At 53.0% G+C, this 18,558-nt stretch carries 14 protein-coding genes and 1 tRNA gene; 5 read left to right on the plus strand and 10 right to left on the minus strand.

What is annotated here, in order from left to right; genetic code table 11:
- Positions 1–613 precede the first annotated feature (613 nt).
- Positions 614–2,650 carry a hypothetical protein gene (locus PGR91_RS01195; RefSeq protein ID WP_147387350.1) on the plus strand — a complete coding sequence of 679 codons (2,037 nt, stop codon included), beginning with the start codon at positions 614–616 and terminating at the stop codon, positions 2,648–2,650.
- A 39-nt stretch (positions 2,651–2,689) separates the two neighbouring features.
- Here the strand turns inward: PGR91_RS01195 and PGR91_RS01200 are convergent, their stop codons facing one another.
- The 9 genes from PGR91_RS01200 to PGR91_RS01240 form a co-directional block, all read right to left on the minus strand.
- The gene (locus PGR91_RS01200) at positions 2,690–4,429 is read right to left on the minus strand and encodes an O-antigen ligase family protein (protein WP_118655410.1); all 1,740 of its coding nucleotides are present in this window, start codon (positions 4,427–4,429) and stop codon (positions 2,690–2,692) included.
- Between the two features lie 104 nt (positions 4,430–4,533).
- Complete coding sequence (locus PGR91_RS01205) at positions 4,534–5,214, minus strand: hypothetical protein (protein WP_147387351.1); 681 nt, start codon at positions 5,212–5,214, stop codon at positions 4,534–4,536.
- 432 nt (positions 5,215–5,646) lie between these two features.
- The gene (locus tag PGR91_RS01210) at positions 5,647–5,829 is read right to left on the minus strand and encodes a hypothetical protein (RefSeq protein ID WP_118655416.1); all 183 of its coding nucleotides are present in this window, start codon (positions 5,827–5,829) and stop codon (positions 5,647–5,649) included.
- A 104-nt stretch (positions 5,830–5,933) separates the two neighbouring features.
- Complete coding sequence (locus tag PGR91_RS01215; RefSeq protein WP_147387352.1) at positions 5,934–6,614, minus strand: hypothetical protein; 681 nt, start codon at positions 6,612–6,614, stop codon at positions 5,934–5,936.
- A gap of 117 nt (positions 6,615–6,731) precedes the next feature.
- The gene (locus tag PGR91_RS01220) at positions 6,732–7,112 is read right to left on the minus strand and encodes a hypothetical protein (protein WP_147387353.1); all 381 of its coding nucleotides are present in this window, start codon (positions 7,110–7,112) and stop codon (positions 6,732–6,734) included.
- Between the two features lie 368 nt (positions 7,113–7,480).
- Positions 7,481–8,119 carry a hypothetical protein gene (locus PGR91_RS01225; protein WP_147387354.1) on the minus strand — a complete coding sequence of 213 codons (639 nt, stop codon included), beginning with the start codon at positions 8,117–8,119 and terminating at the stop codon, positions 7,481–7,483.
- Positions 8,120–8,128: 9 nt separating this feature from the next.
- Entirely contained in the window at positions 8,129–9,631 is a 1,503-nt protein-coding gene (locus PGR91_RS01230; RefSeq protein ID WP_101571737.1) for a hypothetical protein, read from the minus strand.
- A 489-nt stretch (positions 9,632–10,120) separates the two neighbouring features.
- A tRNA-Val gene (locus PGR91_RS01235) sits at positions 10,121–10,195 on the minus strand.
- A 224-nt stretch (positions 10,196–10,419) separates the two neighbouring features.
- Positions 10,420–11,679, minus strand: coding sequence for a phosphoglycerate kinase (locus PGR91_RS01240; RefSeq protein WP_118655424.1), 1,260 nt, complete (start codon positions 11,677–11,679; stop codon positions 10,420–10,422).
- A 168-nt stretch (positions 11,680–11,847) separates the two neighbouring features.
- Here PGR91_RS01240 and PGR91_RS01245 point away from each other — a divergent pair, with 168 nt between their 5' ends.
- From PGR91_RS01245 to polA, 4 genes are read left to right on the plus strand one after another with little or no spacing between them, the layout of a single operon-like run.
- Complete coding sequence (locus PGR91_RS01245; RefSeq protein ID WP_055202487.1) at positions 11,848–12,321, plus strand: Lrp/AsnC family transcriptional regulator; 474 nt, start codon at positions 11,848–11,850, stop codon at positions 12,319–12,321.
- A gap of 4 nt (positions 12,322–12,325) precedes the next feature.
- Entirely contained in the window at positions 12,326–12,778 is a 453-nt protein-coding gene (locus PGR91_RS01250) for a 6-pyruvoyl trahydropterin synthase family protein (RefSeq protein WP_055202489.1), read from the plus strand.
- Between the two features lie 11 nt (positions 12,779–12,789).
- Positions 12,790–13,365 carry a pentapeptide repeat-containing protein gene (locus tag PGR91_RS01255; protein ID WP_172970732.1) on the plus strand — a complete coding sequence of 192 codons (576 nt, stop codon included), beginning with the start codon at positions 12,790–12,792 and terminating at the stop codon, positions 13,363–13,365.
- Between the two features lie 22 nt (positions 13,366–13,387).
- Positions 13,388–16,228, plus strand: a complete 2,841-nt coding sequence (polA, locus tag PGR91_RS01260) for a DNA polymerase I (protein ID WP_118457005.1) — start codon at positions 13,388–13,390, stop codon at positions 16,226–16,228.
- A 131-nt stretch (positions 16,229–16,359) separates the two neighbouring features.
- On the opposite strand, the gene rnr is transcribed toward polA, so the two are convergent.
- Positions 16,360–18,549: a ribonuclease R gene (rnr, locus tag PGR91_RS01265; protein ID WP_118655693.1), complete on the minus strand. Its 2,190-nt coding sequence runs from the start codon at positions 18,547–18,549 to the stop codon at positions 16,360–16,362.
- Positions 18,550–18,558: the final 9 nt, after the last annotated feature.

Raw genomic sequence — 18,558 nt, forward strand, 5'->3', positions numbered from 1 at the left:
ATGTACATCATTTGTCCTGAAATGACGCAACATATAACAAGATAATATTGCAAAAATAGCATTAAAAATTGAAAAAACGCGCTCTTTTTCAAGAACAAATCGGTCAATACGGCAAACCGTCTTGAATTTATTCAATCTTCCGAAAATATAAAAAGCTCTTTTTATCCCACTTTTCAACGCGCTGCGCAAATTTCGTTCGCTCCGCCGCTCCCGTCGAAAAAACCGGCTCCGTTTTCCGGCAGAAATCCCGCCGGGAAGCCCCGCAAAACCGATCCGGAAGCGCCGCGCGACAAAAATTACAAAACGCAGACCGCACATCTTGCGTCTCCCGCAAAAAAAAGGCGGAAGCGGCGAAGAGCCGACCCGGACAAAGACGCACGCGCGACGGTCAGGGACGGAATCCGGCAACCGGAACGGATTCCGAAACCGGGATTTCACGACAAACGAAACGAACCCCGCCACGAACGCCGTTCCGTCGGCGCATAAAACCGACGATATGTACGATCGTTTCGCTATTTTTCTTATCTTGCAATCAATTAACCGCCCGTACCCGCCGGATCGTTCCCGGCCGTGTCCGGGCCGATCCGCAGACTCAACCTATTTAATATTAAAAATGCGCCATTTTTATCTATCAGTCGTACTCCTATCGGGAATACTTCTTTGCTGCTGCGCTCAACGCGAATTTACGCTGGAATGGGCGCTCAACCTGGCAGGCGACAACCGGGCCGAACTGGAACGGGTGCTCGACCACTACAAACAAAATCCGGCCGACAGCCAGAAATACCGTGCCGCAGTCTACTTGATTACGAACATGCCGGGGCATTACAGCGTCGACTCCGTTCTGGCCAACCGTTTTTGCGACAAGGCCGACTCGGTGATGGCGATCCCGCTGGACACGTCGTTCCTGGAGCTATCGAAAACGGATTTCAACATGGCCCGGAATCTGGACTGGGAAAAGTTCAAAGTCCCCGCCCTCGAAAAGATTTCGAAAGAGATGCCTTTCAAACAGGAATCCCTGAGACCCGACATCCAGGTAATCAAGGCCGATTACCTGATTAAAAACATCGACAGCGCTTTCGCGACCTGGAAGACGTCGCCGTGGTCGGCACATCTGAATTTCGACCACTTCTGCGAATTCATCCTCCCCTACAAAGTGCAAGACCCGTTCCTGCCCGACGACTGGCGCGAATACTGCCGGAAATTCTGCGATTCGATCGTGGATCTGAGCGACATGGATCGCTGCCAATATTACAAAAACTCGATCCATTGGGCCGCCCGGTTCGTCAACAGCGCGCTGCTCCCGAACATGCGGATCATCGGCCCCTATACCTACAACGGCAACCAACCTATCAGGATGTCGACCTGGATAAAAAAACACTTCGTCTCGTGCGGCGAAAAGGGGATCGTCTGCATGGCGGTCATGCGGAGCAAAGGCATTCCGATGGCCGTAGACTACACGCCCCAGTGGCCGACCGGTTACGAGGGCCACTCCTGGTGCGCGGTGCTAACCACCGCCGGCGGCAACTACGAAAAGTTCGATCCGTTCGAAGGGTTTCCGGGCGAAGCCTACCGTCCGGGAGAAACCATGGCGAAAGCTTTCCGGGAAGGGTACGCCATCAATCCGCTGCTGTTCCGTATCAACCGCTCGGGAGAAGACGTTCCTCCGTTTCTGCGCAACAGTTTCATCAAGGACGTAACGTCCGAGTACATGTCCACGCAGACGATCGAGGTATCCATTCCGGACAGCCTGAAACAGCAGAACAGGTTCGCCTACCTCTCCATGTTCGACAACAAGAACTGGGTTCCGATCGCATGGGGCGAAGTGAAACGGTCGAAAGTCCGCTTCGAAGACATCGGGCGCAGCGTCGCCTACCTGCCGTCGTATTACATCGACGGTAAAGTCGTCCCGTTTTCCTATCCGTTCACGCTCGATGCGAACGGACGGGCGGAGTATATGATCCCGGACACGACCCGGCTGCAATCGGTAGACCTGACGCGCAAATACCCGCCCCATTACCACGTGTACAACACGACCAAAAGGTTGATCGGCGGCAAATTCCAGGCGGCGAACCGACCCGACTTTCGGGATTCGGTCACGGTATTCGAATTTCCGGAAGGGTGGAACGATCCGACCGGGACGATCGACCTGAGCCGGGATACGGCCAAATACCGCTACTGGCGTTTCCTGTCTCCGCCCGACCGGCACAACCAGATGGCCGAAGTCCGCTTTTACCTCGCCGGCGACACCGTCCCGAACACAGGTAAAATCATCGGCACGCCGGGCACCCGAATCGGGGACCCGAAAAACCACAAGGAGGCCATGTTCGACAACGATCCGTTCACGTTCTTCGACGCGCCGTTCCCTTACGACGGATGGGCCGGCATGGACTACGGGAAACCGGTTTCGATGGACCGCATCCTGTTCGTCTACCGAAGCGACGACAACAACGTGTGGATCGGAGACGAATACGAGCTGTTCTACTGGAAAGACCGACACGGTTGGGCCTCGCTCGGCAAACAGAAGGCAGAAAACCTGAAACTGCACTACGACAGCATCCCCACCCACGCTCTGTTCTTCATCCGCGATTACACGCGCGGGGTTCAGGAACGCATATTCACCATCGAGGACGGCAAACAGGTCTGGTGGTAAACGCCGCGAGCAGAGCCCCGGCGCCGATTCTCCGCAGCATCACCAATCGTTCCGCCGGAGATGCTTCAGGTAATTCCGGGCTTCGGCTTTTATGCGGATCGACGTGGAATTCATGATCCGGACGGGAAAGGCGACGAGCGCTTCGGCCGTTTGTCGGGCACGGAGCGTATCTCCCTGCGACCGATACAGCCGGAACAGACAGTACCGCGGATAGATACGCGTCGGAATCATCTGCCGGGCCTGCGCGAAACACGCCTCCGCTTCACGGAACCCGTAAACGTTCAAATAAGCGTTTCCCAGATCGCACAGCGTTTCCGACGTCTTCCGCACATGGGCATGATAAACGGGGAATACGCCCAGGCAATCGCAATACCGCCGGTTCAGATAAAGATGCCGGCAGTATTCCCACATGAAACCGGGATGATAGATCACGTCCGGGAGACAGTCTTTCACCCGGTTCAGGCTCTCTTCGGAAGGAGACCGCATATAATCCTGCAAACGGCCGGAAGCGCGTTCGTAACGTCCCTGAAACCGAACGGCCATGCCGGCGACCGCCAAAACGAGCGCGACCGCGACGCCCCGTCCGACAGCCGGCACCGTCGCAGTGCGAAGCGGACGCAGTCGCAACAGCCCCGGCAACAGGGCATAATAAAATTTCAGCGGATAAATATCCGACGTATAGGAAAAAAACGAAAAGACCAGCAACGCCAGTATCCCGCCCCGGATCGGATCGCGGAAACGGCCCGCACGGGATTTTCCGAAAAGGGACAGCAGGAATCCGCCCGCGAGCAGCAGGCCGACCGCGCCCTGCTCGCATCCCACACGAATAAACTCGTTGAACGCCCGGTGATTGTTCCCGGCGACATCCAGGAACGGAGACTGAGGATTCTCCGCAAAATATTCGCTCTGAGCATCCATATAGCGCGAAGCGTAAGAAGCGATCCCGCTGCCCGTAACGGGCGACTCGACGAACATCCGGCAACTGACCCGCCAGATCAGCAGCCGAGCGTCGGCCGAACCTTTTTTATACCCGTACAGCGCGCACAGGACGCCGGCAAAAACGACTGCCGCCGCGATCTTCAGTCCGACGGGAATCCCCGTCCATCGAATCCCGGCGGCCCGGCAAAGCAGCCAGGCCAGCGCCAGTAGCACGGCAAGCCAGGCGGCACGCGAATCGGACAGAGCCAGCAGACAGCCGACGACCAGCACGGCAACCGCCCATCCGGCAGCCGACGGCCAGCGTCTCCGACGTACCGCCCGGATCGCCAAACCGGCGCCGACGACCCAGCAAACGGCCAAGTAACCGCCGTAAGGCCCCGGATTCATAAAACTGCCGGTAACCGGAAAAAGGTTGTGGTTGGACGGAAGTACGTCCAGCCACTGTAAAAATCCGACCGCCGCCTGCACGCAACCCGAACAGACGATCGCTCCGAGGACGAGCGGCACGGCGCGCTCCGGCACGCTGCGAGCCAACAGGTATCCCAGCAACAGGGAAATCCACTCGAAAATCGGCAGGGCGTCCGTTCCCCCGGCCTTAACGAACAACAGGTTGCACGCGCCCCACGACAGGTACAGCGCGAGCAGCACGTCCGGCAGCGCGATACGGAGCCGTCTACCGGGAACCAGCAGCGCCTTCAACAGAAAAATAAAACCCAGAGCATACAGGCAGACGAACGCCGCCCGGAAACGGCACAGCGCGGAAAAGCAATCGAAAACCAGCGGGCACAAAACGACGAAGCCCCCGAACAGACCGTAAACCAGGTATCGTACTTTTTTCATTCCGATCCGACAAAGATTAGATAATCAAAGATATAAAAAAGAAGCGCGACCGGCGAACCGGACCGCGCTTTCTTTTGCACCTTACCGCATATTCCGGCGTTCCGTTACTGTAGCGGCGTTTCGTTCCCGTTCCAGATATCGGCGGTTTCGAGGGTCGTCATAGAATAGTCCTTCGGCTGATATTTCTTTTCGGACAGCTTATTGACCTTGCCGTCGTCGTCGATCTGGTAAACCGTGTCGATCCGCTGGGCATTCAGCGAAGAGATCTTTTTCTGGATATAATCTTCGTAAAAATAGATCGGCGTCGGCGAAGTCGGCTTCAACTCGTAAACGAAAAGCTTCATCTCTGGCGTGATTTTGTATTGCTTCAGTTTGATATCGCCGAATTTAACCTCCACATCGACCCAATCAATCGGAGAACCGTCGAATTCATAGGTCGCCAGAAGTATGTCCCTGTAATCCCCTTCGTCGATACTAATCCCCAGAATCGTAAATTCGGAATTCCCCGGTTTGCGAAATTGACAATATGCAGTACAATCCGTTTCCCGATCCGGATCTTTATAAGTAATACGTTGATTACGTTGAAAATCCTTGTAAGTATAATCCGGGAAACCCCTGTCTTCACCAGGGACATTATAAGCAGCTCGACGTTGTTTAGTTATATCCGAGGATGGAGGAGCCGTAACAGGAATATTGTCAATAACCGTTTTCATCCATTCCGATTGGGCTATGCCATGAGTTGCAAAAATCAAAAGCAAAAATCCAGTTAAAAATATTTTTTTCATAACTTTAGTTTAATTATTCTTTACGGTTTTGTCGGTTGCGATATGGTTTCTTCAAGATTTTTTCCGTCATTCGGTCTAACTTGGCTTACAGTATAGCAACTTTTATTATCATTTGCGGACGGATTAAATAATACAACTTTCTCAATTTCATAATACAATCTGTTCGTACTATTATTACAACCTTTATCTACAAAGTCTGTTCCCGTTTCAATATTAAGTAAAATAATACATTTTTTGGCGGTCATCGTACCCCCTCCCGGTAACGAGAATCCAATGATCGGTCGTTCCTTCGTTAGAATTTAGCCCCAATTTACGATCAACACCAACTATAATTGGCCTCCCCGCCTCTAAATGCCGTTTAATACATTTATAAGCCAACCCAAAAGTAGTCTTGTAATCCACTCCATAATGTTTAAGCATTCCTCGCTCTTCTCACATCAACTGATACACATGATCCGCCCCCCCATATTGTCCTTTCAATCCATAATTATCCATTATTGCCTTCGCTGTAAGCAGGCAATCTCCGGTTTGATGATATCCTACAAATTTACTCCTATCCAGCAAATCGATATGCATTCCGGCCGGAATCCCCCGCAGGTATCGTACTTTTTTCATTCCGATCCGACAAAGATTAGATAATCAAAGATATAAAAAAGAAGCGCGACCGGCGAACCGGACCGCGCTTTCTTTTGCACCTTACCGCATATTCCGGCGTTCCGTTACTGTAACGGCGTTTCGTTCCCGTTCCAGATATCGGCGGTTTCGAGGATCGTCATGGAATAGTCCTTCGGCTGATATTTCTTTTCGGACAGCTTATTGACCTTGCCGTTGTCGTCGATCTGGTAAACCGTGTCGATCCGCTGGGCATTCAACGAAGAGATCTTTTTCTGGATATAATCTTCGTAAAAATAGATCGGCGTCGGCGAAGTCGGCTTCAATTCGTAAACGAAAAGCTTCATCTCTGGCGTAATTTTGTATTGCTTCAGTTTGATATCGCTAAATTTTACTTCAACCTCAACCCAATCAATCTGATTAGCATTAAAATCATAAGTAACCAACAACATATTCCGGGCATCCGATTGGCCCACATTTACACCTAATGTCGTATAATTAGAATTTCCCGGTTTACGGAATTGAAAACAACCAACACAAAATTCTTCCTTATCCGGATCAGAATAAGTCTCTGGTTTTGTCCGTTGAAAATCCTGATAAATTATATCAGGAAATTTACGGTCTTCTTTTTGAATGTAAATCCATTTTTGAGACTGTTTAGGCACGTTGGCCGTTGGCGTAGGAAGAACGGGAACGCCTTCAATAACTTCTTTTATCGTTTGCGCCTGAACCGTACTTTCAACAAAAAAAGCAAAAAGCAAAAAAACAATCAAAAAAATCTTTCTCATTTTCAGGACAAACAAGAATTACACTGTTACATAATATATAAAAAGAAGCGCGACCGGCAAGCACCGGCCGCACTCTTTTTACATTATCGCCGGGAAAACGCCTGCAGGCTCGTCGGTTTACTGAAGAGGTACTTCGTTCCCGTTCCAGATATCGGCGGTTTCGAGGATCGTCATAGAATAGTCCTTCGGCTGATATTTCTTTTCGGACAGCTTATTGACCTTGCCGTCGTCGTCGATCTGGTAAACCGTGTCGATCCGCTGGGCATTCAGCGAAGAGATCTTTTTCTGGATATAATCTTCGTAAAAATAGATCGGCGTCGGCGAAGTCGGCTTCAACTCGTAAACGAAAAGTTTCATTTCAGGTGTGATCTTGTATTGTTTCAGTTTGATATCAGAGAATTTAGCATCAACCTCGACCCAATCCAATTGGGTTCCATTCAAATCATAAGTAACCAAAAGCGTAGACGTCACATCCGCCTCCCCGAGGGATACGCCCAAAACGGTATAATTATCATTACCGGGTTTCCGGAACTGGCAATATGCAGCGCAGTACTCTTCCCGATCCGGATCGGAATAAACTTCCGGTTGAGTCCGCTGAAAATCCCGATATATAACATCCGGAAATTTACGATTCTCTTCGTTAAGAACTACCCATTTTTTGAGCTGTTTGGACATATCCGAAGTGGGAGGAGCCGTCACGGGAATACTCTCCAACAAACTTTTCATCGTTCCCCATTGGGCCGTACTTTCAACGACAAATGCAAACAATAATAAAGCGCTTAAAAAAAACTTTTTCATTTCACGACAAATAAAACAACTACCTCAAAAATACACAAAAAAAGCAGCGACAATCGGAATAATTCAGGTTACTCGTTGATTTTCAGTATTCCGTTTTCATTCTTTATCGTAAAAGAAATCCCCCAGGCCTCACCCTTAAGGGAAAAAGACGCCGTAGCGGTTGCAGGCCTGATTTCGGTGATATTAGTCAGACGATTGTAAACCGTACATACATAAGATTTACTCATAACGAGAATAGTCAGTTGATGCGGATCGTTGGCATAGGCACGGCCGATGAACAACAAAGCCACTGCATTATCTTTCAGCGGAATCGTAATGAAATACTCGTTCGCGGCGTATTTTCGCAAATCGTCGGGAAGTTTTTCCCATGCATCCGCCTGTTTCAAAACGTAGGGCTTAGCCGCTCCGTCCGGATAAACGGATATCAGATTATAGACCTCGGAATCGTCGGCATTCTCCTCATAACGTGAAAGACTGATCGTATACTTCCCGCTTTTATCTTGCGTAGCCAAAGCACAACTGAAAGTTTTCAATGTTCTCATATAATCATACTCTCTTCCTAAAGTAAATATTTTCAAATACTTACTATTCGCGACCGGTTTTCCAACGGCATTATAGGAAAAAACAGGAGTGAACAATGCCTGAGCGACAAGGTCCGAACACCAAATCCCCTGGAATATCAAAATTATTAAGAAAAACCTTTTCATTTCTAACAATTATTTTTTGTTTTTATAATAATAAAACTGAATTTCGTCTTTAGCCTCTTTTCTCCAACTCGAACTTAACTTTTGTTGTACAGACCTCATTCCATACCCGGTATCCATTACAACCGGCACCAAACCACCCCATCCTGGTTTTTCTTCTCCCGGTACCACAACTACTACATGTCCAGAATGTCCTGGCCTGGACTCAAATCGTCCTGCAACAACAAAATAACCATCATTCGCCAGTCGTTGAGCCGAAGACATTGGAATTTGTTTCCATGAAGCAGAAGTCTCCTCCCAATATTTTACCATATCATTGGCTCTTTTACCATCCAACGCGTTAGAACCAAATAAATTTTTGAATATAGTCTGGACACCATTACTACATGCAGCAGTCTTTCCTGGAAAAGATTTTATTATCTGCTGAACTGCTTTATTGACGGCATCAAGCATTTTAGCACGAGGGATAAGAACAAATACAGATTCCGAATTATCGTTTCCTATTTCACCTCCTCCCCCTGTAGTTCCACCGCCATTGTCTCCGCCGCCGCCAATACCGGCATGGTCACATAAACCATTACAATGTCCTCCGTACGGGCAATTCGGATTTGTACATAGCCCTGGCCATATAGGATCAGGCCTTGGTTGCAGAGGAGGTCCAACTACCTCAACACCTCCACAATTAGGATTTTGACAGTAATCAAATCCGTTCAGCGGCTGACCACATCCTAAGCAAATTCCATCTTTGATTTCATCATCGTTTCTCTCTTCCGAATCGTTAGTTCCTGCCAATAAAGCAATTGGAGCTTTTTGACTCAAGTTAAGTCTCATCAAGACATTATCTGTTACATCTTGCGGCTTTTCTGATTCTGGAATACAGCGTCGCAATTTCACCCGCTGCTGCTTCCCGTCTTTGCGGAGAATGGCGCCGAGATACTCCCCGCGCTCGTCGGAAAGAATCACCAGTCCGCTGTAATCCGCATCTTTCATGTAGCGGTAATTTTTAATATCCTGCTTCCGCTTCGCAAAACAAGCCGAATCGGGGATAAAGGTAGCGATAAAATAAAATGTTTCGCCGGTCTCGACGTTCTTTTTCAGGATCAGTTTGCTCAGACCGGTCGACAGGTAGGACGACGGCTTGCGACCGTTCCGCTTTTCCGACACGGCGGCCTGCAGCGGAGTCCCTTGAACCGCAAGCGGAATTTCGATCGACACGGCCAGGCCGTTATCGTCGGTCTGCCGCCCTTTCGACCACTGAGGAGTCAACACCGGGCCGCCCTCGACTTCGTCGGCGCCGGGCAGCGCCTTGGTGACGGGAGCGTGCGTATGGCCTGCGCCGATGGTTACGCCGCGAAGGTCCTCGGCCGTCCGTTCGAAATAGGCGCGGGCCTCCGCGACCGAAAACTGATCTGAAATTTGTTCGACATCGTTTTCAAAAATGTCGTACTCGCTGCTGCAGCAATATAAACACGCAGTGCCAGCCAGACATATCAGTCCGGGTAAAAATTTTTTCATAAAAATACGTTAAATTGAGTTTAAAATAAGGTTCGACGTTCCCCGCGACGGGAATGGAAAGCGCGTAACTCTCCCCGCTGTTTGCATTTCTTTTTCCGATTGAATTCCTCCTTTTTCAAATTACGAGGTAAAAGGATCGATCCGGAACGGCCGGCGCTTACACAACACCGGCAGGATCATCGCCATACCCTGATTAAATAAATAGTTAAATAAAAAAATGTTATTTAAAACATACCGTCATAACGCACTGACAAACAAATGATAATCCGACGGATGCCGCTTTTTGTCTTATTTTATTCGCTATACTTGATATCGCTCGGACCAAAATTAATAAAAAATATATACTATCCAAAACTTCTGAAGACCGAATTATACGGAAATCGAAAAAAACGAAAAATCTGACAATGGAAATCGACCGCAAAGAAGCGCCTACGGAAACAAAAAAAGGTCTAAAGCACATGCTTTAGACCTTTCCCGTTTCAATGATAGTGGGAGCACAGGGATTCGAACCCCGGACCCTCTGCTTGTAAGGCAGATGCTCTGAACCAGCTGAGCTATACTCCCGAATGCTTATGAACGTCGGCAACCGTCTTATTCCCGATTGCGAGTGCAAAGATAGGCAAAATATTTATTCCTCCAAATATCCGGGAGATTTTTTTGAAATTTTTACGCCCGGAGGAGCGATTGCACGCAGGCGGAAGACACGAAAGCGCGGAGGTGCAAAACGAAAAATACCGGAAAGACACGGTCTCTCCGGTATTTTTCAAATCGGCAGGCTGCGCGATAACTTACTTGCGAATCGCAGCTACGCCCGGCAGTTCGATTCCTTCCATGTATTCGAGCAGGGCGCCACCGCCGGTCGAAACATAGCTTACCTGGTCGGCCAGACCGAACTTGTTGATGCAGGCAACCGAGTCGCCGCCGCCGATCAGCGAATAAGCGCCTTTCTTGGTAGCCGCCACGATTGCATCGGCAATCGCGCGCGACCCTTTGGCAAAGTTATCCATTTCGAACACGCCCACCGGGCCGTTCCACAGGATCGTCTTCGATTCGGCGATCACCTTCGTAAACTCGGCGATGGCTTTCGGGCCGATGTCGAGACCTTCCCAACCGTCTGGAATCGCATTCGACGGAGCGATCTGAGTTTCGGTATCGTTCTTGAACTCTTTTCCGCAAACGGCGTCTTCGGCGAGGTAGATCTTGACGTTCATCTCTTTGGCCTTGGCCAGGATGCCGAGCGCCGTTTCGAACTGATCGGGCTCGCAGATGCTGGTTCCGACCTTACCGCCGAGGGCGGCTTTGAACGTATAGGTCATACCGCCGCCGAGGATCAGATTGTCCACGCGTTTCATCAGGTTTTCGATCACGCTGATCTTGGTGGAAACCTTCGATCCGCCGAGAATGGCCGTAAACGGACGGGCCGGCGCTTCGAGCACTTTGTCGATCGCTTTCAGCTCGCCGAGCATCACGTAACCGAACATCTTGTCGTTCGGGAAGTATTCGGCGATCAACGCCGTCGAAGCGTGCGCGCGATGCGCCGTTCCGAACGCGTCGTTGATATAACAGTCGGCATAGGAGGCCAAGCGTTTGATAAACTCTTTCTGGCTCGCCTTCAACGCTTTTTTTGCAGCGGCTTTCTCCTCGTCGGTCGCATTCTCCGGCAGTCCGCGCGGTTTGCCCTCTTCCTCGGCGTAGAAACGGAGGTTTTCGAGCAACAGCACCTGTCCGGGTTTCAGCGCAGCGGCCTTCTTGGCAGCTTCTTCGCCCATGCAGTCGCCGGCGAAATCGACTTTCACGCCCAGACGGGCTTCGATTCCCGGGATGATGTTCTTCAGCGAGAACTTGTCTTCCGGGCCTTTTTTCGGACGTCCCAGGTGCGACATCAGAATGGCGGAACCGCCTTCGGCCAGCACCTTCTTGATGGTGGGGATCGCCGCACGGATGCGGGTATCGTCGGTAATTTCGAGTTTTTCGTTCAGGGGCACGTTGAAGTCCACGCGGATAATCGCGCGCTTGCCCTTGAAATCGTAGCTGTCGATCGATTGCATAATACCAAAAATTATTAGGTTAAACTTTTTAAATATCTTTAAGAATTCCCCAAAGTTAAGCAATGTCTCGATATTTTTTCCACTTTATTAGAATTTTTTCAGGGAAAAACGTAACTTTGCTTATAATTAACTTGGGTGGAAAGGCCCGAAATTTACGGAAGGAGGAATATGGCAAAAATTTCACTGGATGCAGTCGACCGCAAGATACTGGGATTTCTGATCAAAAACGCACGGATGCCATTCCTCGAGATCGCGCGGGAATGCGGCGTTTCGGGAGCAGCCATCCACCAACGGGTCAAAAAGCTGGAAGACGCCGGCGTCATCCTCGGCTCCCGGTTACAGGTAAATCCGAAAGCGATGGGCTACGACGTCTGTGCGATCATCGGCATCCGGATCTCCGACCCGACGAAAACCGTACAGACGGTCGAACACCTGCGCAAAATACCTGAAATCACCGAATGTCATTTCATTACGGGCAAATACAACATCCTGATCAAGCTCTACTGCACGAACAACGAACACCTGATGCATACGATCTTCGACCATATCCTGAAACTGCCCGAAGTCTCGCAAACCGAAACGTTCATCTCGCTGATCGAATCGTTCGACCGGCAGGTGGAAATACCCGATCTGGAGGAATAACACGATGGCAGCAATTCGACTTACCAAGGAATTTTCGTTCGAAATGGCCCATACGCTGGCCGGATACGACGGTCCGTGCCGCGAAATCCACGGCCATTCCTACAAGTTGTTCGTCACGGTAAAAGGCGAGCCGGTCGCCGACGCCGCCGAACCGAAATACGGCATGGTAATGGATTTCGGCGAGTTGAAACGGATCGTGGGACGGCTGATCGTCGACCGGTACGACCATGCGCTGGTCATGCGGGCAACCGCCGATAACGGCGAACTGATCCGAACGCTGCGCGGCAACTACGCGAAAATCGAAGTCGTCGACTACCAGCCGACCTGCGAAAACATGGTCGCCCGTTTCGCCGCCGCGATCGAAAAAGAGCTGCCGGCAGGGGTCGAACTGTTTTCGATCCGCCTGCACGAAACGGCCACCTCGTTCGCCGAATGGTTCCGCTCGGACAACCGTTAATTCCGACCGCCATGCAGCAGCCCGTCGTCTATCTTCAAAAAACGTTTTCGAAAGAGGAATTCCCTTTCGAAAACCTGTCAGGGGCCGAATTCGAACGATGCAGCTTTACGGAGTGCGATTTTTCGTACGTAAACCTGTCGGGGGCGCTGTTCACCGGATGCGCTTTCCGGTTATGCCGTTTCGTGGTTCCCGACCTGAAACGAGTCCATCTGCAAAGCGCCGTTTTCGAAGAGTGCCAATTGTCCGGCGCGGATTTCGGCCAGTGCGAAGCCCTGGGATTCTCGGTAGATTTCCGGCATTCGAAACTGGACAACTGTTCGTTCCGCAAACGCAAAATGTCCGGAACGCCGTTTTCGAAAAGCGTCCTGAACGACTGCTTTTTCACCGAAAGCGACCTGACGGGCGCCTCGTTCGACGACTGCTCCTTGCCGGGAACCGTGTTCGATCGCTGCACGCTGAAAGGGGCGGACTTCCGCTCAGCATCGGAATTCGCGATCGACCCGGCGCAGAACAACCTGCGGAAAGCCAAATTTTCAACCTATAACCTGGCCGGACTGCTCTCCGGATACGGCATCGTAATCGAATGACGCCCGGCCCGCAAACGAAAAGATGAAAAAACTATTCCTGATCGACGCTTACGCGCTGATATTCCGATTCTATTACGCATTCATTGGTCGTCCGATGCGGAACGCCGACGGCGTCAACACCTCGGCTGTTTTCGGCTTCGTCCGCTACATCAACGAGATCATTCGCCGCGAAAACCCGCACTACCTCGGCGTGGCGTTCGATCCGCCGGGCGGCAATTTCCGGCACGAACTGTTCGCCGACTACAAAGCCAACCGCGGCGAAACGCCGGAGGACATCATCGTCTCGGTTCCGTACATTAAGGAGTTCCTCGAAGCGATGCGAATCCCGGTGATCGAAGTCCCCGGATACGAAGCCGACGACGTGATCGGCACGCTGTCGCGCGAAGCGGCCGAAGCCGGATTCGAAGTGTTCATGGTCACACCGGACAAGGACTATGGCCAGTTGATCCGTCCGAACGTCTATATCTACAAACAACGCAAAGGCGGCAACGAAGGAGTCGAAATCATCGGCTGCGAACAGGTCTGCGAGCACTACGGCATCGACGACCCAAAACAAGTAATCGACATTCTCGCGCTGTGGGGCGATGCCTCGGACAACATCCCGGGCGTGCCGGGCATCGGCGAGAAGAGCGCCGTGAAGCTGATCTGCCAGTACGGTACGGTCGAGAACCTGCTCGACAATACCGAAAAACTCTCCGGCAAACAGCGGGAGAATATCGAACGATTGCGCGAACAAATCCTGCTGGCCAAACGGCTGGCAACCATCGAACAGCACGTTCCGGTGGCTTTCGAACCCGAAAAAATGGTCATGGAATCGCCGGACGCCGACCGTCTGGCCGAGGTTTTCCAGGAACTGGGGTTTCGCTCGCTGCTGCAGGAAATGCGGCAAGGACATCCCGACGCCGGCATTCTGACGGACGGCAAACCCGCGCGGCCCAAATCCGGCGTTTCGCCTTCCGCACCCCAGACGACCGGGGCTCCGAACCTGTTCTCGGCGCTCGAACAAACGGCAGGCGGGAGTTCCGGACAGGCCGACCTGTTCGGCGCAAGCACCTACGAAACGATCGACACCGTCGCGCACACCTACCACATCGTCGAAACGCAGCAAGCGCTCGAAGCGCTGCGCGACCGGCTCGCCGCCGTCCGTGAATTCTGTTTCGACACCGAAACCACCGGCTTCGACGTATTCGGCGACCGGCTGGTCGGTATTTCGGTCGCCGTCGAACCGCACGAAGCCTGGTACATCCCGTGCAACCCGGAAAACACGAAAAGAATCATCGACACGCTACGCCCGGTTTTCGAAGACGAGCGAATCGCTAAAATCGGGCAGAACGTCAAATTCGACATCATGATGCTGCGCAGCGCCGGCACCGAGGTGCGCGGTATGCTTTACGACACGATGATTATCCACTACCTGCTGGACCCCGAATCCCGGCACGGCATGGATCACCTCGCCCGCACGCTGCTGAACTATTCGCCGGTACCGATCGAAGAGTTGATCGGCAAAGGGGTCCGCCAGATCACGATGGACCGCGTGCCGATCGAAAAAGCGGCCGCTTACGCCGCCGAAGACGCCGACGTGACGCTGCGGCTGCAACTGCGCCTATGGCCGCAGTTGCAACAGGCCGGACTCGAAGAACTGTACCGGACGATCGAGGAACCGCTGATCCGCGTGCTGGCCGACATCGAGATGACCGGCGTAAAGATCGACGCCGAAGCGCTGGCGGCCTCGGGCCGCGAGCTCTCCGGACAACTTGTCGGACTCGAAGAACGCATCCGGGAACTGTGCGGCGATCCGTCGCTGAATGTCAACTCGGCCAAACAACTGGGCGAGGCGCTGTTCGCCCGGCTGAAGATCGACCCGAACCCGCGCAAGACCAAAACCAAACAATATCGCACCGACGAGGAGTACCTGCAGATGCTCTCCGACCGCCACCCGGTCGTCGGACTGATCCTCGAATACCGCGGCCTGCGCAAGCTGCTTTCGACCTACGTCGAAGCGCTGCCGCAACTGATCAATCCGCAGACCGGACGCATCCACACCTCGTTCAACCAAGCCGTCACCGCAACCGGGCGGCTCAGTTCGACGAACCCGAACCTGCAAAACATCCCGGTGCGCGACGAACAGGGCCGCGAGATCCGCAAGGCGTTCGTACCGTCGGACGACGAACACCTGCTGCTCTCGGCCGACTATTCGCAGGTCGAACTGCGGCTGATGGCGCACTTGAGCGGCGACGCGGTCATGATCGACGCCTTCGCGCACGATGCCGATATCCACACGGCGACCGCCGCGCGAATCTTCGGCGTCGCTCCGGCCGACGTAACGCGCGAACAGCGGCGGCAGGCCAAAACGGCCAACTTCGGCATCATTTACGGCATCTCCGCTTTCGGGCTCGCCCAACGGCTGCAAATTCCGCGCACCGAAGCGAAAGCGATCATCGACGGATATTTCGCCACCTTCCCGGGCGTCAAAAAATACATGGAGGACGTGGTAAGCAAAGCCCGCGAAACCGGCTACGTCAGCACGCTGTTCGGACGCAAGCGGATGCTGCCGGACATCCGTTCGGGCAATGCGGTCGTCCGCGGGCTGGCCGAGCGCAACGCGATCAACGCCCCGATCCAGGGCGGCGCGGCCGACATCATGAAACTGGCGATGATCGCCGTACACCGCGAGTTGCGCGAACGCGGACTGCTGTCGCGCATCATCCTGCAGGTACACGACGAACTGGTCATCGACCTGCTGAAAAGCGAAGAAGACGAAGTGCGCGAACTGGTCGTCCGTTGCATGGAGAACGCCGCGCGACTCAAAGTAGCGCTGATCGCCGACTGCGGTATCGGGAAGAACTGGGTCGAGGCCCATTGACTTCCCCTGAAAATCTGACGGACGACCGGGAAAACCGGACAAAACCGCCTGCAACGCAAACGGCCGGAGCGATATCGCTCCGGCCGTTTGCGTTGCGTTCCGTTTCGGGAACCGCGCGCCTTCCCGCGCCGTTATTCGACCCGAATCGCCTCTTTCGTATCGAAATCATACGATGCCACGAGGTCGAAATCGAGCTGCTTGCGTTGCAGATCGGCCCGCGTCACGCGGATGCGCACTTCGTCGCCCAGGGTAAACGTCCGCTTGTGCTCGCGCCCGCGAACCGCGTAATTCTCCTCGTCGAACACGTAAAAATCGTCGGTCATGTCGCGCAGCGCGACCATCCCTTCGATCTTCGTATCCTCCAACTCGACGTAAATGCCCCACTCGGTAATGCCCGAAATATGGCCGTCGAACTCCTGATCGAGCTTGTCGAGCATGAATTCGACCATTTTGTACTTGATCGAGGCCCGTTCGGCATCGGCGGCACGCACCTCCATCGCCGACGAATGCTCGCACAGGCGTTCGTAATACTCCTTATCCTCGGACTTTCCGCCGGCCAGGTAGTGCGCGAGCAAACGGTGCACCATCATATCCGGATAACGACGGATCGGCGAAGTAAAATGCGTATAATAGTCGAACGCCAGCCCGTAGTGCCCGATATTGTCGGTCGAATAAGTCGCTTTGGCCATCGAACGGATCGCCAACGTCGAAATGATGTTCTCTTCCTTACGGCCGTGTATTTTCTTCATCAGCCGGTTGATCTCCTTCGCCACGGCCTTGTTTCCCTGCGCCTTCATCTGATAGCCGAACCGCGTTACGAAACTGCGGAACTGCGCCATTTTATCGGTGTTGGGCTTGTCGTGAATCCGGTATACGAACGTGCGATCGCTGTTCTGCACTCCTTTGCGCTTGCGGCCTACGAATTCGGCCACCTTGCGATTGGCCAGCAACATGAACTCCTCGATCAGTTGGTTCGACTCTTTGATCTCCTTGAAATAAACGCGCAGCGGTTTGCCGTTCTCGTCCAGTTCGAACTTCGCCTCGTCGCGCTCGAAATTGATCGAACCGTTGCGGAAACGCTCGGCGCGCAACTTTTGAGCCAGGTCGTTCAGCAGCAGGATTTCGTCGAACAGATCGCCTCGTCCCGTTTCGATCACGTCCTGCGCTTCCTGATAAGTGAACCGGCGGTCGGAATAAATCACCGTCCGCCCGAACCATTCCTGCTGCACTTCGGCTTCGGGGCTCAGCTCGAAAATCGCCGAAAAACACAGTTTTTCTTCGTTCGGGCGCAGCGAGCACAGTCCGTTCGACAACCGTTCGGGCAGCATCGGCACCGTTCGGTCAACCAGGTAGACCGACGTGGCGCGGGACTGTCCCTCGGCGTCGATCATATCGCCCGGATGCACGTAGTGCGTCACGTCGGCAATGTGTACGCCGACTTCGAAATTACCGTTCGGCAGGCGCCGGATCGAAAGCGCGTCGTCAAAATCCTTCGCATCGGCCGGGTCGATCGTAAAGGTCGTCACGCCGCGCATATCGCGCCGGCGGGCGATCTCCTTCGCATCGATCGTATCGGGAATCTTCTCGGCCTGCTGTTCGACCTCCTGCGGATAACTGTACGGCAGATCGAATTCGGCCAGAATCGCATGCATTTCGGTATTGTTGTTCCCCGGAGTGCCGAACACGTCGACGATCTCCCCTTCGGGACTCTTCATCGTATCGGGCCAGCCGACAATGTTGACCAGCACTTTCTGCCCCTGTTTCGCACCGTTCAGCGAACGTTCGGGAATAAAAATATCGTGCGCCATCTTACGGCTGTCGACATGCACGAAAGCGAAATTATCGGAACGTTCGACCACGCCGACGTACTTTTTCGGCGAGCGCTCGATCACTTCGACGACCTCCCCTTCGGGATTTCCGCCGCGCCCCTTACGCGTAATGGCCACCTTCACCCGGTCGCCGTGCAGCGCATGTCCGGCGCGCGACGCATTGACGTAAACATCCTTGTCCATCCCTTCGACGATCACGTAAAGCGCGCCCGAAGAGGTCATATCGACCGTTCCTTCGACCGTTTCGCGCTGCGAACCGCTGAGGCTGTATTTTCCCTCGGATACCTGACGGATCACTCCCTGCCTGAGAAAGTCGTGCACGATCGCGCGCACCTGATCTTTCTGCTCCCGGGTCGCGGCTCCGGCGGCCGCACTCAGACTTTTCACCGAATAACGTTTGTCCGGCAACGTGCGGAACAGCTCCATGATCAGCGTTGCGGGATCGGTGTACAGACCTTTTTCCTTGCCGGAGGTCTTTTTTCCTTTTGCCATAATCTCTCT

This window comes from Candidatus Alistipes pullistercoris, assembly GCF_027665465.1.
Taxonomy (GTDB): Bacteria; Bacteroidota; Bacteroidia; order Bacteroidales; family Rikenellaceae; genus Alistipes_A; species Alistipes_A hominis.